The organism is Paraburkholderia sp. GW821-FHT02A12 (assembly GCF_059422005.1).
Map to the genome: position 1 here is coordinate 3,410,094 of NZ_JBWKWA010000001.1, position 17,362 is coordinate 3,427,455.

13 protein-coding genes and 1 tRNA gene are annotated in these 17,362 nt (G+C 62.9%); 6 read left to right on the top strand and 8 right to left on the bottom strand.

Annotated elements, in window-relative coordinates:
- Positions 1-62: 62 nt before the first annotated feature.
- The 4 genes from carA to gloB form a co-directional block, all read right to left on the bottom strand.
- Positions 63-1,217 carry a glutamine-hydrolyzing carbamoyl-phosphate synthase small subunit gene (gene carA / locus AC07WT_RS15485; protein WP_492590893.1) on the bottom strand — a complete coding sequence of 385 codons (1,155 nt, stop codon included), beginning with the start codon at positions 1,215-1,217 and terminating at the stop codon, positions 63-65.
- Between the two features lie 472 nt (positions 1,218-1,689).
- Positions 1,690-2,931: an MFS transporter gene (locus AC07WT_RS15490; RefSeq protein ID WP_494947654.1), complete on the bottom strand. Its 1,242-nt coding sequence runs from the start codon at positions 2,929-2,931 to the stop codon at positions 1,690-1,692.
- Between the two features lie 198 nt (positions 2,932-3,129).
- Positions 3,130-4,824 carry a transglycosylase SLT domain-containing protein gene (locus AC07WT_RS15495; protein ID WP_494947655.1) on the bottom strand — a complete coding sequence of 565 codons (1,695 nt, stop codon included), beginning with the start codon at positions 4,822-4,824 and terminating at the stop codon, positions 3,130-3,132.
- Between the two features lie 156 nt (positions 4,825-4,980).
- Positions 4,981-5,772 (bottom strand): hydroxyacylglutathione hydrolase, encoded by a 792-nt coding sequence (gene gloB, locus AC07WT_RS15500; RefSeq protein WP_494947656.1) that lies wholly within the window; start codon positions 5,770-5,772, stop codon positions 4,981-4,983.
- A 17-nt stretch (positions 5,773-5,789) separates the two neighbouring features.
- Here gloB and AC07WT_RS15505 point away from each other — a divergent pair, with 17 nt between their 5' ends.
- The 5 genes from AC07WT_RS15505 (at position 5,790) to AC07WT_RS15525 (ending at position 10,386) form a co-directional block, all read left to right on the top strand.
- Complete coding sequence (locus tag AC07WT_RS15505; protein WP_494947657.1) at positions 5,790-6,641, top strand: class I SAM-dependent methyltransferase; 852 nt, start codon at positions 5,790-5,792, stop codon at positions 6,639-6,641.
- Complete coding sequence (rnhA, locus tag AC07WT_RS15510; RefSeq protein WP_494947658.1) at positions 6,638-7,084, top strand: ribonuclease HI; 447 nt, start codon at positions 6,638-6,640, stop codon at positions 7,082-7,084. Before AC07WT_RS15505 ends, rnhA begins: the two co-directional genes overlap by 4 nt.
- A gap of 80 nt (positions 7,085-7,164) precedes the next feature.
- Positions 7,165-7,899: a DNA polymerase III subunit epsilon gene (gene dnaQ / locus AC07WT_RS15515; protein ID WP_492590899.1), complete on the top strand. Its 735-nt coding sequence runs from the start codon at positions 7,165-7,167 to the stop codon at positions 7,897-7,899.
- Between the two features lie 48 nt (positions 7,900-7,947).
- A tRNA-Val gene (locus AC07WT_RS15520) sits at positions 7,948-8,022 on the top strand.
- Positions 8,023-8,508: 486 nt separating this feature from the next.
- A complete protein-coding gene (locus tag AC07WT_RS15525) occupies positions 8,509-10,386 on the top strand; it encodes an ABC transporter ATP-binding protein (protein ID WP_494947659.1) in 1,878 nt (625 codons plus the stop codon).
- Positions 10,387-10,433: 47 nt separating this feature from the next.
- Here the strand turns inward: AC07WT_RS15525 and AC07WT_RS15530 are convergent, their stop codons facing one another.
- The 3 genes from AC07WT_RS15530 to AC07WT_RS15540 all read right to left on the bottom strand — a co-directional run bounded on the left by AC07WT_RS15530 (position 10,434) and on the right by AC07WT_RS15540 (position 13,254).
- Positions 10,434-10,898, bottom strand: a complete 465-nt coding sequence (locus AC07WT_RS15530) for a DUF2214 family protein (RefSeq protein ID WP_494947660.1) — start codon at positions 10,896-10,898, stop codon at positions 10,434-10,436.
- Between the two features lie 159 nt (positions 10,899-11,057).
- Positions 11,058-11,912 carry a hypothetical protein gene (locus AC07WT_RS15535; RefSeq protein ID WP_494947661.1) on the bottom strand — a complete coding sequence of 285 codons (855 nt, stop codon included), beginning with the start codon at positions 11,910-11,912 and terminating at the stop codon, positions 11,058-11,060.
- A 277-nt stretch (positions 11,913-12,189) separates the two neighbouring features.
- Positions 12,190-13,254, bottom strand: a complete 1,065-nt coding sequence (locus AC07WT_RS15540) for a glycosyltransferase family 4 protein (RefSeq protein ID WP_492590927.1) — start codon at positions 13,252-13,254, stop codon at positions 12,190-12,192.
- Positions 13,255-13,950: 696 nt separating this feature from the next.
- Between AC07WT_RS15540 and AC07WT_RS15545 the strand changes: the two genes are divergently transcribed.
- Positions 13,951-15,786: an ABC transporter ATP-binding protein gene (locus AC07WT_RS15545; RefSeq protein ID WP_492590928.1), complete on the top strand. Its 1,836-nt coding sequence runs from the start codon at positions 13,951-13,953 to the stop codon at positions 15,784-15,786.
- 114 nt (positions 15,787-15,900) lie between these two features.
- Here the strand turns inward: AC07WT_RS15545 and otsA are convergent, their stop codons facing one another.
- Complete coding sequence (otsA, locus tag AC07WT_RS15550; RefSeq protein ID WP_494947662.1) at positions 15,901-17,361, bottom strand: alpha,alpha-trehalose-phosphate synthase (UDP-forming); 1,461 nt, start codon at positions 17,359-17,361, stop codon at positions 15,901-15,903.
- Position 17,362 lies beyond the last annotated feature (1 nt).

The following is a 17,362-nucleotide window of genomic DNA, read 5'->3' on the forward strand; positions in this document are numbered from 1 at the left end:
CTCTGTTGTGTGCGGCTCCGCGACGCCCCTGGGGTGTGGCGAGCCGCGCGCTGCCGAGGCCTTTATGCCGCTGCGGACTTGCCGGCCTTCTTCGCATCCATCAACGCGGTGAAGCGGTCGAACAGATAGGCGATGTCGTGCGGGCCGGGCGACGCTTCCGGGTGACCCTGGAAGCAGAACGCCGGCTTGTCGGTCAGCGCGAAGCCTTGCAGCGTGCCGTCGAACAGCGATACATGGGTGACCTTGGCGTTGGCCGGCAGCGTGTCGGCGTCGACCGCGAAGCCGTGATTCTGCGACGTAATGACCACGCGCCCGTCGTCCAGATCCTTCACCGGATGGTTCGCGCCATGATGGCCGGTCTTCATCTTCATCGTCTTCGCGCCGACCGCGAGGCCCATGATCTGGTGGCCGAGACAGATGCCGAAGGTCGGGATGCCGCGCTCGATCAGTTCCCTAGTGGCCGCGATCGCGTAGTCGCACGGTTCCGGGTCCCCCGGGCCGTTCGACAGGAAGATGCCGTCCGGGTTGAGCGCGAGCGCGTCGGCCGCGCTGGCTTGCGCCGGCAGCACGGTGACGTGGCAGCCGCGTTCGGCCAGCATGCGCAGGATGTTGTACTTGACGCCGTAATCGAATGCGACCACGCGGTGCTTCGGCGCGTTCTGCTTGCCGTAGCCCTCGCCCAGACGCCATTCGGTCTGCGTCCATTCGTAGGTTTCCTTCGTCGACACGACCTTCGCGAGGTCCATGCCCGACAGGCCCGGGAACGAGCGCGCGAGTTCGATTGCCTTCGCTTCGTCATCCGAGCCAGCCAGAATGGCGCCGTTCTGCGCACCCTTGTCGCGCAGCACGCGGGTCAGCTTGCGAGTATCGAGCCCGGCGATGGCGACCACGCCTTCATCCTGCAGGTATTGCGGGAGTGTGCGCTCCATGCGGAAGTTCGAGGCGAGAACCGGCAGATCGCGAATGATCAGGCCGGCGGCATGGACTTTGGTGGCTTCGACGTCTTCGGCATTCACACCGACGTTGCCGATGTGCGGATACGTGAGGGTCACGATCTGACGCGCGTAGCTCGGGTCGGTCAGGATTTCCTGATAGCCAGTGATAGCGGTGTTGAACACGACTTCGCCGATCGTATGCCCTGGGGCGCCGACCGAGTAACCACGAAAGACCGTGCCGTCGGCGAGCGCGAGCAGAGCGGGAGAAAATGACGGCAACACGGGAGACTCCTTGGGGAACACCCTGTTGCCGACCTGTCTATCCGACTGCGAGCCGCAGCAAGGCGCATCGGCGAAGATGCGGGCGCAGGCTCGCTCGCGGTCTGCTGCCTACGCTGCAAGGGGCGCGACGGGTCCATTGTGTAGACGGATCGGCTGGGTGCGGGGCCCTTGCTACGCTGGCGGCGCGCGGCGGATGAACGGTATGGGAGAGGTAGACGCTAGGGTGCGGGTTGATAAGCTCAAACCTTCAAATTATAGCCTGAAACCACCATTCCCTCCAAATCCGAGATGACTAGCGGACGTGGAAAGGCGCCTCCTGATTCCTGCCAGAGCCTTGCTGCGCTTGACGCGCAAGCTGTCTGAGGAAATTTGCACGAGCCAGAATCAGGATCGGCGCGGCAAATGGGAAGCAGACGCGGGACGCAGACGCGACGCCGGCGACGGCTCTACCTGATAACCGCGAACAGCTCGCTCAGGACTGGCGTTCCGCGTGCACGTGCGCAGGATGAATCTGCGTGCGGCCTGGCAATACGTACCAGATCGCGCTCAACACTTGCAACGCCACCAGAATGCCCCAGGCGCTCAGATGCGCGGCCGCCGGATAGTGGCCGCCGCTCGCCGGCCAGTGCGATAACACGGCGCCGACGCCGATCTGAAATCCGAAAATCAGCAAAAAAATGATCAGCGTCAGCGTGGTGTTGGCCCGGCCGATCATCTGCGGCGGGAAATGCCGCGCCATCACCGCGTAGCTGAGAATGCCGGTCCCGCCGAAAATTCCGTACGCCGCCCACAGCAGCCCGGCAGGCAGCGGCGCGCCGAACATGATCAGCAACTGCGTGAGGACGAAGAACGCCATGCCCATGCCGCAGAACGCGTACAGCGACACCCCGCGCCGCTCGAGACTGCGCGCCGCCGCGCCGAAGCCAACGCAGCCGGCCATCATCGCGAAGCCGAGAATCGATACCAGCGCAGCCGCTTCACGCGGCTCGAAACCCTGCACGTCGCGCAGCCAGGCGCCGACCCAGAGCGACTGCATCGCGTAGAACACGCCTTGAGTGACAACCGAAAACGACGCGATCTTCCAGAACGCCGCGCTTCTCAGGATGTGCAAGGTGCCTTTGAACTGAGTGCCGACGCTCGCCTGATGGTGGGTTTCCCTTGTGTCCGGTGCGAGCGTCCACAGCGCCGCCGCGACCAGCACGGTCAGGAGACCCAGCCCGACGCAGACCGCGCGCCAACCCGCGAAGGTCAGCACCCAGGTGAGCGGCGAGCCGACCATCACGCCGCCCAGACCGCCCACCGCCATCACTAGCCCGTTCATCAGCGGCAAGCGAGCCGGCGCAAAATGCTGCGCCAACGCCTTGAAGGCGGCGCCAAGACACACCGATACGCCGACGCCAATCAGCAGGCGCCCGAGCATCATCACGCCGACGCTGTGCGCCGCGCCGAACACCCCTATCCCCGCCGCGGCAAACAACAGCGTGGCGGCCGTCACCCGGCGTGCGCCGAAATGATCGAGCAGCACGCCGGCGGGAATTTGCGCGCCCGCGAAGCCAAGAAAGTACAGACTGGTCAGCAAACCGAGGTCGGCGGCCGACAAGCCGAGATCGCGCGTGATGACGGGCGCAAAGCCGAGATTGACACCGCGAAATACGTACGAGACGAAGTAACCGGCGGAAAAGAGCAGAAAAACGCGGAGTTGGGTCGACGACATAAACGGAGAATGGACTGCCGATCTGGCCGAAGCACGAAAGATAAAGCAAACCAGCCCAATTCGCCGGAAATAATCTGCAGAATGAAAAACGCCGTCACCACAGGAGACGGCGTTGGAAAAAACACGGTGTGATCGGAGCGCAATTCACGCGCTGCCCCCGCAGCGCATGTGGTCACTCCCGTGGGAGCCGCTTTTGGTCTACTTACCCTTCTTCGCGTTGGCCGCGGTCTTCGGGCGGCTGTCTGCCGCGGCCTTCGACGCCTTGCTGGACGTGGAAGCCGACACCTTCGTCACCTTGCCCTTGCTGGCGCCCGATGCTGTCGACTTGCTGGCTTTGCCCACCGGTTCGGAAACCTTCACCACGGCGGACCGGCCACGCCCCTTCTTCCTGTCGTAGCGTGAATCGTTCCTTGTGTCTGCGACGCGGGTGCCGATCTTCTCGACGCCGCCGCCCTGCACGTCCGTCGCGATGCGCTCGGGGCCGGGTTCGCTCGGCATCGCCTTGCCGACTGGCACGTGCAGCACGATCACCTGGCCACGCGAGACCTGATCGCGATGCGTGCGATTCCACGCCTTCAGCTGACCGACCGAGACGCCGTAGCGCACGGCGATAGCCGCCATGGTCTGATTGCGGCGCACGCGGATCAGCATCTTGCGGGTATCGGGGACGTCAGGCTCCATCGCCAGCACGGCGCTTTCGGCGACGTCCGCGCTGATGTCCTCGTCGTCGTCCGAAGCGCGCGGCACGACGATCGTCGAGCCCGGCTTCAGACGCATGCCGGCCGGAATCTTGTTTACTTCCATCAACGTGTCGGCGTCGACACCGATCTTTTGCGCGATCGCCGCCGGCGCCGAACGCTCCGTGACCGTGTAGGTGGTCCAGGACGACAGCGAACCGGAGTAGGTTTTCAGATTGCGCTCGAAGGCGCTCGCGTTGTCGAACGGCAGCAGGATTTGCGGCTGCGTGGCGCCGAGAATCACCGGCTTCCTGAACGACGGATTCAGCGAACGGAATTCGTCGAGCGAAAGATTCGCGAGCTTTGCCGCCATTTCCACGTCGATGTCGTGCGAGGTGGTCACCGTCACGAAATACGGGTGGTTCGGAATCGACGGCAGCGCGAGCCCGTACATCTGCGGGTTCATCACGATGTTCTTCACCGCCTGCAGCTTCGGCACGTAGTTACGCGTCTCGTTCGGCATGCGCAGGCTGAGATAGTCGGTGGGCAGACCCGCCGCTTCGTTGCGCGCGATCGCGCGCTGCACGTTGCCTTCACCCCAGTTGTACGCGGCGAGCGCTAGCTGCCAGTCGCCGAACATGTCATGCAGGCGCGACAGATAGTCGAGCGCGGCGCTGGTCGAGGCCAGCACGTCGCGGCGCTCGTCCTGCCACATGTTCTGCTTGAGGTTGTAAGTGCGGCCGGTGCCCGGCATGAACTGCCACATGCCGGCCGCCTTCGCCACCGACAACGCTTGCGGGCTATACGCCGATTCGATGAACGGCAGCAGCGCGAGCTCGGTCGGCATATGGCGCGCCTCGAGCTCCTCGACGATGTGATACAGGTACTTCTGCGAGCGCTCCGTCATGCGCTGGACGTAGTCGGGGCGCTGCGCATACCAGTTGACCTGCATGTCGACGAGGTCGGTTTGCAGATCCGGCATTTGAAAACCACGCCGAATACGGCCCCACAGGTCGGCGTCCGCGCTCGTCAGTTGAGTGACCGAGCCTTGGTCGACGTTAATCGTCTCTTTGGCGGTGGCTGTCTTGCGAAGGGCGTCGGCTACGGCTTCCTGACTGGCGGGGTTTGTTGCGGTGGTCGGGCTATTCGTCGCTGCTCCCTGGCTCGCGCAGGCGGCGAGCGTCAGAACCAACAACGCACTAAAGATAAATCTCATGAACGTCTCGGCTTCCACAAGGGCTGGAATTTGCAGCCGATAGTACGAAACGGCAACGTTTACGTCAATCGGAAAATTACGAAAAAACCAAGCAAATCTTAGGCTTGGCGAATTTTCGCGATTCTTCGCGTGAGCAATACCCTTATGCTAATCCGGTTAACGGAAGCGGTTCTTCCATTCGCGCATCAACGTGAATGCGGTCAACCGGTCAGGCACTTTTTCGTGCAACTGCTCCTGCAAGGTCGTTTGAATCGCCGGCTTGTCGGCGCGCAAAAACGGGTTCACCGCGCGTTCGTGGGCGATGGTGGTCGGCAGCGTCGGCACTTGACGCGCGCGCAGCGCGCTCGCCTCGTCGCGCCATGCCTGCAGTTCGGCGTTGCCCGGTTCGCACGCCAGCGCGAAGCGAATGTTCGACAGCGTGTATTCGTGCGCGCAGTGGACCTCGGTGGCGCCGGGCAGCGCAGCAAGCGAATCGAGCGACGCAAGCATCTGCGCGGGCGTGCCTTCGAAAAGCCGGCCGCAGCCGCACGCGAACAGCGTGTCGCCGCAAAACACGTGCGGCGTGCCGCGCGGATCGGCCGCCTGAAAATACGCAATGTGACCGCTCGTATGCCCCGGTACGTCGAGCACGCTGAATTCGAGCGCGGGCGCCTCAATATTCACGCGATCGCCATTTCTGAGACGATGCGTGAGATGCTCGATCGCTTCACCGGCGGGGCCGTACACCGGCACCGCCTGGCCGTTCAGCAGATCGGCCACCCCGCCGACGTGGTCTTGATGATGGTGCGTGAGTAAAATAGCGCTCAGCCGCCAACCCCTTTTCGCCAGATAAGCGCGAACAGGCGCGGCCTCACCCGGATCGACGACCACCGCATGGTGTCCGTCTGACACGAGCCAGATGTAATTGTCTTCAAACGCCGGGACCGGTACGTACTCGAGCGCATTCATAGGCGACGCATTTTGATATGACTGATCGAGCGATTATAGACTGGCCCGCGTGGACCGATTCGCCACCCGGGCGCTACGTGCTCGACTGGGAACAGACCCAGCTCGACCGCGTGGTGTCGGACGTGTTCGGTTACCATGCGCTGCAACTCGGCCTGCCGCAGCTCGACGCCCTGCGCGAAAACCGCATGCCGTGCCGCGGCCTCGTGCTCGACGCCGCGAGCGGCGCCAGCGCGCCCTACGCTTTTCCGCGCGGCCCGGCGCAGGCGGGCAATGGCCCCGGCAACGGCGCCGTGCAAGGGTCACCCGTGGGTTTGCCCGCGCCGGCCGGGCGCAGCACAGTGTGGTGCGATCTGCTCGACTTGCCGTTCGAAGCACAAAGCGTCGATCTGATCGTGATGCCGCACACGCTGGAATTCACCAGCGATCCGCACCGGCTATTGCGCGAAGCGGAGCGCGTGCTGATGCCCGAAGGGCAGCTGATCATTCTCGGCTTCAATTCGCTGTCGCTGTGGGGCGCGCGGCAGTCGGTCGGCAAGATGACCGGCCGGCCGTTCGTGCCCGCGGCGGTCGATCTGATTGCGTTCACGCGCCTGAAGGACTGGATCAAGCTGCTCGGTTTCGACCTTGAACGCGGGCGCTTCGGCTGCTATCGTCCGCCGCTTGGCAGCGATCAGTGGCTCTCGCGTTACGGCTTCATGGAGGCCGCCGGCGACCGCTGGTGGCCGATTTTCGGCGCCACCTACATGATCAAGGCGATCAAGCGCGTGCGCGGCATGCACCTCGTCGGCCCGCTGAAAGTGAAAAAACCCGTCCTTGCCGCGGGCCTCGCGCCCGCCGCCACACCGAATACACGCAACCACACCCAATGACTTCCGATCTCATCGATATTTATACCGACGGCGCCTGCAAGGGCAACCCCGGCCCCGGCGGCTGGGGCGCGCTGCTGCGCTTCGGCGCCCAGGAAAAAGAACTGTTCGGCGGCGAAGCCAACACCACCAACAACCGCATGGAACTGATGGGCGTGATCGCCGCGCTCGAAACGCTGAAGCGTCCATGCAAAGTCGTCGTCCATACCGACTCGCAATACGTGCAAAAAGGCATCAGCGAGTGGATTCACGGCTGGAAAAAGAAAGGCTGGATGACCGCCGCGAAGACGCCGGTGAAGAATGCCGATCTTTGGAAACGGCTCGATGCGCTGGTCGCGCAACACGAAATCGAATGGCGCTGGGTGCGCGGCCACAGCGGTCATCCGGAAAACGAGCGCGCGGATCAACTCGCCAATCGCGGCGTCGCATCGCTTGCAGAGATGTGATGCCCGCCTCGATGCACGCGGCGCGGCACTCACGCGCGCCCTTCTTTTCCGCTGATTTTTTTAGAGCAGGCTAATCCGACATGCGTCAACTCATCCTCGATACCGAAACCACCGGACTCAATGCACGCACCGGCGACCGGATCCTCGAACTCGGTTGCGTCGAACTGGTGAACCGCCGGCTCACCGGCAACAACCTGCACTTCTACATCAACCCGGAACGCGACAGCGATCCAGGTGCATTGGCCGTCCACGGGCTGACCACGGAGTTCCTCAGCGACAAACCGAAGTTCGCGGAAATCGCCGACCAGTTTCGCGACTTCATCCAGGGCGCGGACCTGATCATTCACAACGCGCCGTTCGACATCGGCTTTCTCGACGTCGAATTCGCGCTGCTGAGCTTGCCGCCGGTCAGCACCTATTGCGGCGAAATCATCGACACGCTCGCGCGCGCCAAGCAGATGTTCCCGGGCAAGCGCAATTCACTCGATGCGCTGTGCGATCGCTTCGGCATCAGCAATGCGCACCGTACGCTGCACGGCGCTCTGCTCGACTCGGAGCTGCTCGCGGAAGTCTATCTGGCGATGACGCGCGGCCAGGAAAGCCTCGTCATCGACATGCTCGGCGACACGCACGCTGGCGGCAATGCGCACGCGCCGCGCGTCGCGCTCGACTCGCTGGATCTCGTGGTGATTGCCGCCAGCGACGACGAACTCGCCGCGCACCAAGCTGTACTTGACGGCCTCGACAAAGCGGTCAAGGGCACGAGCGTATGGCGTCTCGAACCCGCGCCGGCAGCGGATGAGCAAACTGCTTAAAAAATACTGGACGGGTGGAAAAATCCCTGACATAATTCGGCTCTCTTCGGGTGGTTAGCTCAGCGGTAGAGCACTGCCTTCACACGGCAGGGGTCACTGGTTCGATCCCAGTACTACCCACCAGAATCTTGGTGTGTCGATCACCGAAGAATAAAGGGCTTGCGTAGAAATACGCGAGCCCTTTTCTTTTGTGCGATTTTTTTGCGCGATATCGCATCCCATGTCGCGGTGATCACATCGGCACGTAGCAACGCGAGCGCACTGCCCCAGTTCGCAGTCAACAGCGAATCTTCGTACGATTGCGATCGCTTAACACTGCTGATATAGTCAGTTTTCGGGCACTCGCCCCGCCTTACTTCCTCTTCACCTCATCGACTACAGGGAGGCGTCACATGTTCACAGTGCATATCGCCGTCCCTGGCATGGTCTCGCGATCATTCTCGCGACCTTAAGTCGTCGATCACGCGGCTCTGCCTGACCAGGCGTCCCGCGCAATTTCCAGACAGTCCGTAGTCTTTTCGCCAGTGCGTTCTGGCGCCGTTCGACTGTCTCGCCTTTTCGCTCCTGACTGGAAACTCGGTGTGCTCTTACGCCGCCGGGTCGTGGCAAATGACCAGAAAAAAACTCGACTTTCGCGGACAAGCCTTCAAGGACGTCCTCGGCTTCACCTTCCGTCACTGGGCCCGGCAGCCCTGGCGCATCTTCGTCATTACCGTGCTGGTGCTGTTCTCAGCCTTGGCTGACGTGCTCACGCCAATGTTTGCCGGACGGCTCGCCGACGCAATCGCATCCGGCCCGGCCGGCAACGACAGCGCCTGGCACGCGGCGATCACGGCCTTCTGCGTGCTGACCGCGCTCGGGCTCAGCGCGACGCTGCTGCGCCAAGGCGTGTTCTTCAACATCATCAAACTGACGCTCAAGATGATGAGCGAGACCGCCGCGAACGCGTTCCATCGCGTGCAGCGTTTTTCGACCGACTGGCACGCCAACAGCTTCGCCGGGTCCACGGTGCGCAAAATCACCCGCGGCATGTGGGCGCTGGATCTGCTCAACGACACGCTGCTGATCGCGCTGTTTCCGTCGCTGGTCATGCTGGTCGGCGCAACGATTTTGCTGGGCGTGCGCTGGCCCGTCATGGGCGCGGTCGTCGGTCTTGGCTCATTGCTGTATATCGCGGTGACCGTTGCGCTGTCGCTCGGCTTTGTCGCGCCTGCCGCGCGCCTTGCGAACGCGTGGGATACGCGCATGGGCGGCGCGCTCGCCGATGCGGTCAGTTGCAACGGTGTGGTAAAGGCATTCGGCGCCGAAGACCGCGAAGAAGTACTGCTGGCCCGCGTGATCGGCAAGTGGCGCCATCGCACACGCCGCACGTGGATGCGCGGCACGATCAACGGCGGCGTGCAAGGCGGCATGCTGGTGACGATCCAGGCCGCGATCCTCGGTGCGGCGCTGCTGCTGTGGGCGCGTGGCGAAGCGAGCGTCGGCGACATCACGTTCGCGCTGACGATGTTCTTCATGCTGCAAGGCTATCTGCGCGAAGTGGGCATGCATATCCGCAACCTTCAACGCTCGGTCAACGATATGGAAGAACTGGTGTCGCTGGAGAGTCAGTCGCTCGGCATCGAAGACCGGGCCGGTGCTGGTCCAATCTCGATCGGCAAGGGCGAAATCCGCTTCGAACATGTCACCTTCCACTATGGCGCGAGCGCCAAGCCGCTCTATGACGATTTCTCCGTGCGCATTGCGCCTGGCGAACGCGTGGGGCTGGTCGGGCATTCCGGCTCAGGCAAGACGACGTTCATCAAGCTGATCCAGCGGCTTTACGACATCTCGGAAGGCAGGATCACGATCGACGGTCAGGACATCGCCCACGCGCAGCAGGCGTCGTTGCGCAATCAGATTGCGATCGTCCAGCAGGAGCCCGTGCTGTTTCACCGGTCGCTTGCCGAGAACATCGCGTATGCGCGGCCCGGCACGAGCCGCGCGGAGATCGAACGCGCGGCAAGGCTCGCCAGCGCCCATGGCTTCATCGCGGCGCTGCCTGACGGTTACGACACGCTGGTGGGTGAGCGTGGCGTCAAACTCTCTGGCGGCGAACGTCAGCGGGTTGCTATCGCGCGGGCGTTCCTTGCCGACGCGCCGATCCTGATTCTGGACGAAGCGACGTCGAGTCTCGACAGCGAAAGCGAAGTGCTGATCCAGCAGGCGACGGAACGGTTGATGATGGGCCGCACGACATTGGTGGTGGCACACCGTCTTTCCACCGTGCGAGCGCTCGACAGGCTGCTGGTGCTGGACAAGGGCAAGATCATCGAGGAAGGCAACCACGAGACGCTGATCAAGCTCGAGAACGGCCTGTACCGGCGCTTGTTCGAACGTCAGGCGCTGGAGCTGATCAAGGGATTGACCGATTCGGATGTCACGCACAAAACCGCTGGCGTGAAGGCGAATCGGATGGACGATTCGACGTTGCTGGTGGGGAAGTAAATTGCTTTAAGTGTGCGGGACGTCATGCGTTCCGCACACTCACAGTTCTAGACCACGCCCGTCGGCAGCCCGATGCCGCGCGCCATCCCAGATGCAGCGAACACCATCGCAATCAAAAGCACCGTCTGGATCACGCTGATGTGCGCGAACCTGCGCGCTCGCCGCAGATCCGGCGGACTGCCTTTGCGGAGTGCGGCGCGCCAACGCATCAGCGCGAGCATCGGCGCGATTTCGAGGACGAGGATCAGCACGAGCAGCGTCATCTTGACGTGAAAGAGCGGCTCATGCAGGTAGTAATCGGCGCCCTTATCGAAGCCGCCGAACGCGCGCATCAATCCGGTGACGATCAGCAATAGTGCCGAGATGCCCCACCCTGTGTCGGCGCGAAATACCGAGCGCAACGCGGCAGGTACGGTGGCGCGGCGCAACGCCCAGGTGCGCCGGAGAATCGACGCAAGCGCAAGACCATAAGCAAGCAGGTGAACAGCGGCAAGCAACCAGCGAACCAGCATAGCGACTCCCGTAAAAGGACGCGACACGATCGATGTATTTCCCACTCGCCGGCGTTCGCACTGGGCGCGCCGGGCGGTGTTGCCTCATTGATGCTCAGTATGGGCTTACGCTAAGCATGCCTGGACCGCAGGCGCGGCCGATCGCTTTCACCGCCGGATTCAAACTTGCCGCAGCAATGTATCGAGCGCCCGAGCGGCGACCCGATCGCCTTCGGTAGCGAGCGCGGCACGGAACACGGTTTGCCGGTTGTGACCCGCCGCAGCCGGCGAATCCCACAGCAATTCGATTTTCGGCCGCCGGCCGAAACCGTCGCGCGCAAGCGAAGCCGCGGCAGCTGCCCTGACCGGCACCGGAGCCGCACCCGGCTCGCCGGCGGCGCCGAAAGCCACCGCGGGCGTCGGTGTCGGCGGGCTTGTCATGCCCTGCCCCGCCGGCCAACGCACGGACAACTCGCGTGCATCGTACTGACCGACCTTGCGACGCTCGGCCCATACGACCACCGTGCGCGTCGCCGGATCGAGCGCGACCGCATAGCGGCCGATCGCGAAGCGCCGCGCGGCGATATTGGTGCGCCACAGCGCGCGCGGCCTGCAGATCCACACGACCGCCGCGTACAACACCGGCGCGGCGAGCAGCCAGCCATTGGTGGCCGCCACCGCTTGCGCGGCGCGCCGCCAGCCCGCGCTCGCCGCAAAGGCGCCGACCGACCAGGCCGCGAACAGGAATCCCAGGAAAGCAAACAGACGCAGCGCCTGCCGCAGCCATTGCGGCAACGGATGAAACGGCCGCTCGGCCACCGCGCGCGCGCCCGGCATGAAGATCAGCAGGAACAGGAAGACCAGGTTGATGCACGCCCACGGCGACGACACCATTGCTACCAGCGACGCGCTCAGATCCATCTGCGCCATCGAAAAAAGCCAGCGAGCGAGGAGCACGAGACCGATGGCGCGCAGCGCGAAAATCGTTCCGGCGCCGGGCGCCGCGTTCGCACGCGTCTCTTTCGTTCTCGCCAAGGCATCCTCCTGTCGTCGGCGGCGCCGCAGCCAAATTTGCGGCACGGCCATTATAGGGATATTACGGAGAGCGGCTCATGCTTGCCGGCCCGAAAACCGTACTTTCTGCGGCTCACGCGGAAAAACGCGGCGCGCATGCAACAACGCCCCGCGTGCATGACGCACGCGGGGCGTTGCTGGCGGCTGGCGGCGTCACCCGGAAGCGCTCCGCAAGCCGGCTTCTACTGCTTTTACCGATTAAGCCATTTGCTAGTGTCGTAGCGTCGATTAGCCCGCGTTAGCCCGCGTTGACTTCGCGCAGCACCGTGCGGTGCTTCTGACGCAGCAGCTCTTCATAGGTGGCGACGTAGTTCTGCGCCATGACCTTCGACGAGAAGCGCGACTCGAACGCCTGGCGCACCTTGGCGCGCGGCAGCGTGTGCAGACGCTTCACGGCGGCGACCGCGCTGATTTCGTCTTCGACGACAAAGCCCGACACACCGTTTTCGATCACTTCCGGCACCGAACCGCGATTGAACGCGATCACCGGCGTACCGCAAGCCATGGCTTCGATCATCACCAGACCAAAGGGCTCCGGCCAGTCGATCGGGAACAGCAGCGCATGCGCATTGCCGAGGAACTCGGTCTTTTCGGCTTCGCTGATTTCGCCGATGTATTCGACGTGCGGCAGCGACATCAGCGGCTTGATCACTTCGTCGTAATACGCGCGGTCAGCCTTGTCGAGCTTGGCGGCGACCTTGATCGGCATACCGGCCTGCTCAGCGATGCGGATCGCCGTGTCCAGACGCTTTTCCGGCGAAATACGGCCGAGGAACGCGAGGTAGCTCGGCTTCACGTCCTTGATCGGCGTGAGCAGGTTTTCCGGCAGGCCGTGATAGACGGTTTGCAGCCAGTTGGCCTGTTGCAGCGGGATGCGCTGGTTGTCCGAAATCGACACCACCGGCACGTCGCTGAACGTATTGAAGATGGGCTGCAGTTCCGGCAGATCCAGGCGGCCATGCAACGTGGTCAGGAACGGCACCGGTTGACGGGCGAACAGCGAGAACGGGTAGTAATCGATGTGGAAATGCAGCACGTCGAATTCGTCCGCGCGGCGGCGCACTTCTTCGAGCAGCAACATGTGCGGCGCCATCACGTCGCGGATCGTCGGGTCGAGGCGCAGCGCTTGCGGCCAGAATGCTTCGAGTTTCGCCGAGGTCTGTGAATCGCCGCTCGCAAAAAGCGTCACGTCATGGCCCTGTTCGACCAGCGCTTCGGTCAGGTAGGACACCACACGTTCCGTGCCGCCATACAGCTTGGGAGGAACCGCCTCGTGCAACGGAGCGATTTGAGCGATTCGCATAATGGGGAACTCCTCGTAAAAAATCAGGCAAAGGTACTGCGTTTGGTTAAAAGCGACTCGCTTGCTCGCCAGGGCAGTCTGGCCGGTTGATCCCGGCACGGGCCTGTTTCTTTCGAGAAATCCTGCGATGGATCGCTTGGGTAGTGAGCCCAGATCGATGTCGTCACCGTCTGCGCATGTGCCGGTAAACGCACATATGCCACCTACGTTGACAAACTGTCAGATATTTCGCTGGGCCAACGGAGCATGCATTATCAGTGCCGGAATTCGCGCTGCACCACAACATTTCAAAGTCTTTACGTTGTTACAAAGGCGAAACACTTTGCAAACCCTTGTTTTATAAGACAGTTCTAGAGTAGCCACTGGCTTGCAACGCGGAACGTCGAACGCGGCTCTGTAAGCTCTTGCGTCAACTTTGCCGGCACGCATTGAAGAAATGCATCGGCAAAATTGTATGCAACTTGTAATTATATCCAGAAATATTCCGCAGCCTGCGTGAACCACCGGCCCGTTGGCGGGTCGAGCAATAACAGGTCGCGGTGGTCTATCGCGAAATCAGTCGCGTCAGCACGCCGGATACCCAGGGCGTAATCGCTTTTGCATGTTTACAATGCGAAGCATCGGCTTCGCGGCGAGCTATTCGCCGTGGCCCATGCTTTGCTTGCACAACCCGAAACACTCCGACCTCACGATCAATTGGAACACTCAACCATTGCCCAGCGTAATGCCCAGAACGCAAAGCTTGCGAGCTATGCGCATCGGCCGCTTGCGTTTCTTTTCCGCTTTATCCGCCGCCACCCGCTCGCGCATGCGATCGTCCTGTGCAGCGTGATTGCGGCCGTGGGCTGTGCGCTCGCTTCGCAATACGCGATCAAACACCTGATCGACGTGCTCGGCGAAGGTCGGCATCATCCCGGTCCGCTGTGGGGGGCGTTCGCCATCCTCGTCGGTCTGATCGCCGCCGACAACCTGCTGTGGCGGGTCGGCGGCTGGTTCGCCGCGCATACCTTCGTCGCCGTTACAGGCGACTTGCGGCGCGATCTTTTCCAGTATTTGAGCGGCCATTCGCCTACTTACTACGCCGAGAAGCAGCCGGGCATGCTCGCAAGCCGCATCACGGCAACCTCGAACGCGGTGTACACCGCCGAGAACACCACCGCGTGGAACGTGCTGCCGCCTTGTATTGCCGTGCTCGGCGCAATCGTGATGATCATCGCCGTGAATCCGCTGATGGCAGCCGGCCTGATGCTGTGCTCGGCCATTCTGTCGGTCGTGCTTTACAAGCTCGCCGGACGCGGTTCGGCACGGCATCACCACTTCGCGACCAAAGCGGCGTCGGTGGACGGCGAGCTGGTCGACGTGATCAGCAACATGGGCCTCGTGCGCGCCTTCGGCATGACGTTTCGCGAACAGCAGCGTTTCGGCGCGACGGTCAAGGCGGAAATGGATGCGCGCCAGCAGAGCCTGCTGTATCTGGAAAAGCTGCGCCTGCTGCACGCGGTGATCACCGCGCTGCTGTCGGCCGGCTTGCTGGGCTGGGCGCTGTGGCTGTGGGATCAGGGCAAGGCGACCTCCGGCGACATCGTGCTGGTCAGCTCGCTCGGCTTTACGATTTTGCACGGCACGCGCGATCTGGCCGTGGCGCTCGTCGACGTGACGCAACACGTCGCACGGCTCGCGGAGGCGGTGCGCACGCTGCTCGAACCGCACGGCATGCCGGACCGCAATGACGCGACCGAACTCGTGCCGCAAGGCGGCCGGGTCAATTTCGAAGGCGCGACGTTCGCCTATCCGCGCCGCCGGCCGATTCTCGACCACTTCGATCTGCATATCGAACCGGGCCAACGGGTCGGCCTGATCGGCAAGTCGGGCGCGGGCAAATCCACCGTGCTCGCATTGCTGCAGCGCTTCTACGAAACGCAAGGCGGCGCGATCAGGATCGATGGCCAGGACATCGCCTCGATCACCCAGGACAGCCTGCGCCATGCGATCGCGCTGGTGCCGCAGGATATCTCGCTGTTCCATCGCACGGTGTACGAGAACATCGCGTACGGCCGGCCTGAGGCGACCCGCGAAGAGGTCATGGCGGCCGCGCGCGAAGCCCGCTGCACGGATTTCATCGAAGCGATGCCGGAAGGTTTCGATACGATCGTCGGCGATCGCGGGGTAAAGCTGTCCGGCGGTCAGCGCCAGCGGATCGCGATTGCACGGGCGATTCTGAAAAACGCACCGATCCTGCTGCTCGACGAAGCCACCTCGGCGCTCGACAGCGCGTCGGAAGAAGCGATCCAGAAGGCGCTCGACCGGCTGATGGTGGGCCGCACGGTGATTGCAATCGCGCACCGGCTGTCGACGCTGAACAACTTCGACCGGATCATCGTGATGAGCTCGGGCAAAGTCATCGATGACGGCAGCCCGGAAGAGCTGCGCTCGCGTCCGGGTCTGTATCGCGACCTGCTTTCGAAGCAATATGGCAAAGGCACGACGCTGCATATCGGCGGCAAGAAGGTCGACGAGCAGCACGTGGTTTGAACTGCGCGGCGCCGTTTTTGTGCCGCCGTTTGTGCAACACGCATCGCCAACAAAAAGCCGCTTTCGAGCGGCTTTTTGTTTTCCAACGTAGCCGCGAACGGCCTTTATAGCGGCTTATTCGGCCAACGTTTCGTGCACCGCTTTCTTGCCTGATCCAGCCCGCACCTTCACGGTTCTGGTGCTCTTTGCACCGTTGACGCTCTGCAGATCGCGCATGAAGTTATCGCGCCACACCGACACATTGTTCTCGCGCAACTGCACCATCATGTCGCGGTGACGCGCCTGGCGCTCCGCGAGCGGCATCTGCAGCGCCGTGGCCAGCGCGTCGGCCATGCCGTCGATATCGACCGGATTGACGATCAGCGCGCCGTCCAGCTCCTGCGCCGCGCCCGCAAAGCGCGACAGCACCAGCACGCCGGGATTCCCGGGATCCTGCGCCGACACGTACTCCTTCGCAACGAGGTTCATGCCGTCGCGCAACGGTGTGACGTAGCCGACGTGCGCGGTGCGAAACAGCGCGGCCAGCACCGAACGCTCGTACTGCTTGTGGATGTAGAGAATCGGCGTCCAGTCGAGCTCGGCAAAGCGGCCGTTGATGCGGCCCGACTCGCCTTCGAGCTGCAAGCGAATGTCCTGGTAGGCGTTCATGTCGGCACGCGTCGGCGGTGCGATTTGCAGGAACGACACCTTGTTGCGCTGTGCGGTCGCGTGTTCGAGCAGGCGCTCGAACGCGCGAAAACGCTCGACCAGCCCCTTCGAATAATCGAGCCGGTCCACGCTCATGATCAGCTTGCGCGAATGCAGCGTCGCCTTCATCGTACGCACCGGTTTGCCACGCTCGCCCGCTTTCGCGAGCTCGGCGATCTCGTCCGGATACACGCCGATCGGGTAAGCCGCCGCACGCAGCGTGCGGCCGAACGCGTGAACGGTCAGCGGGCCGCTCGCCGATACATCGACTGTGCCGTTCGCCTCGTTGACGATGTAATCGCAGAACGCGCGCAAATCCGGCGCGGTCTGGAAGCCGAGCAGATCGAACGAACACAGCGCTTCGACCAGTTCGCGATGCGGCGGCACCGCAAGCAGAACCTGCGAAGCCGGAAACGGAATATGCAGAAAGAAGCCAATGCGATTCTTCACACCGGCAGCGCGCAACGCTTGCGCAAATGGAATCAGGTGATAGTCGTGAACCCAGATCACGTCATCCTCGCGCAAGAGCGGCACGAGTTGCTGCGCGAGCCATGCATTGACGCGACAGTAGCCTTCGAAATCGTGACGATCGTAATGCAGCAGATCGGCGCGATAGTGGAACGCGGGCCATAGCGTTGCGTTCGAGAAGCCGCGGTAATACTGGTCGTAGTCGCGCCGCATCAGCGCGATGGTCGCGAAGGTTACCGGCCCGCGCTCTTCGACCTTGATCTGCGGCTGGCCCGAGCTGAGCACGTCGCCGCTCCAGCCGAACCACATGCCGCCGGTTTCCTTCAGCGCGTCGTACACGCCGACCGCCAGCCCACCGGCCGCCGGGCCGCCTTCCGAGATCGGCGCGACCCGGTTCGATACGATGATCAGTCGGCTCATG

Coding starts and splice junctions, on each gene's coding strand:
- AC07WT_RS15490 (WP_494947654.1), bottom strand. CDS start 2,931: ATGTCGTCGACCCAACTCCGCGTTTTTCTGCTCTTTTCCGCCGGTTAC.
- AC07WT_RS15495 (WP_494947655.1), bottom strand. CDS start 4,824: ATGAGATTTATCTTTAGTGCGTTGTTGGTTCTGACGCTCGCCGCCTGC.
- gloB (WP_494947656.1), bottom strand. CDS start 5,772: ATGAATGCGCTCGAGTACGTACCGGTCCCGGCGTTTGAAGACAATTAC.
- AC07WT_RS15505 (WP_494947657.1), top strand. CDS start 5,790: ATGACTGATCGAGCGATTATAGACTGGCCCGCGTGGACCGATTCGCCA.
- rnhA (WP_494947658.1), top strand. CDS start 6,638: ATGACTTCCGATCTCATCGATATTTATACCGACGGCGCCTGCAAGGGC.
- dnaQ (WP_492590899.1), top strand. CDS start 7,165: ATGCGTCAACTCATCCTCGATACCGAAACCACCGGACTCAATGCACGC.
- AC07WT_RS15525 (WP_494947659.1), top strand. CDS start 8,509: ATGACCAGAAAAAAACTCGACTTTCGCGGACAAGCCTTCAAGGACGTC.
- AC07WT_RS15530 (WP_494947660.1), bottom strand. CDS start 10,898: ATGCTGGTTCGCTGGTTGCTTGCCGCTGTTCACCTGCTTGCTTATGGT.
- AC07WT_RS15540 (WP_492590927.1), bottom strand. CDS start 13,254: ATGCGAATCGCTCAAATCGCTCCGTTGCACGAGGCGGTTCCTCCCAAG.
- otsA (WP_494947662.1), bottom strand. CDS start 17,361: ATGAGCCGACTGATCATCGTATCGAACCGGGTCGCGCCGATCTCGGAA.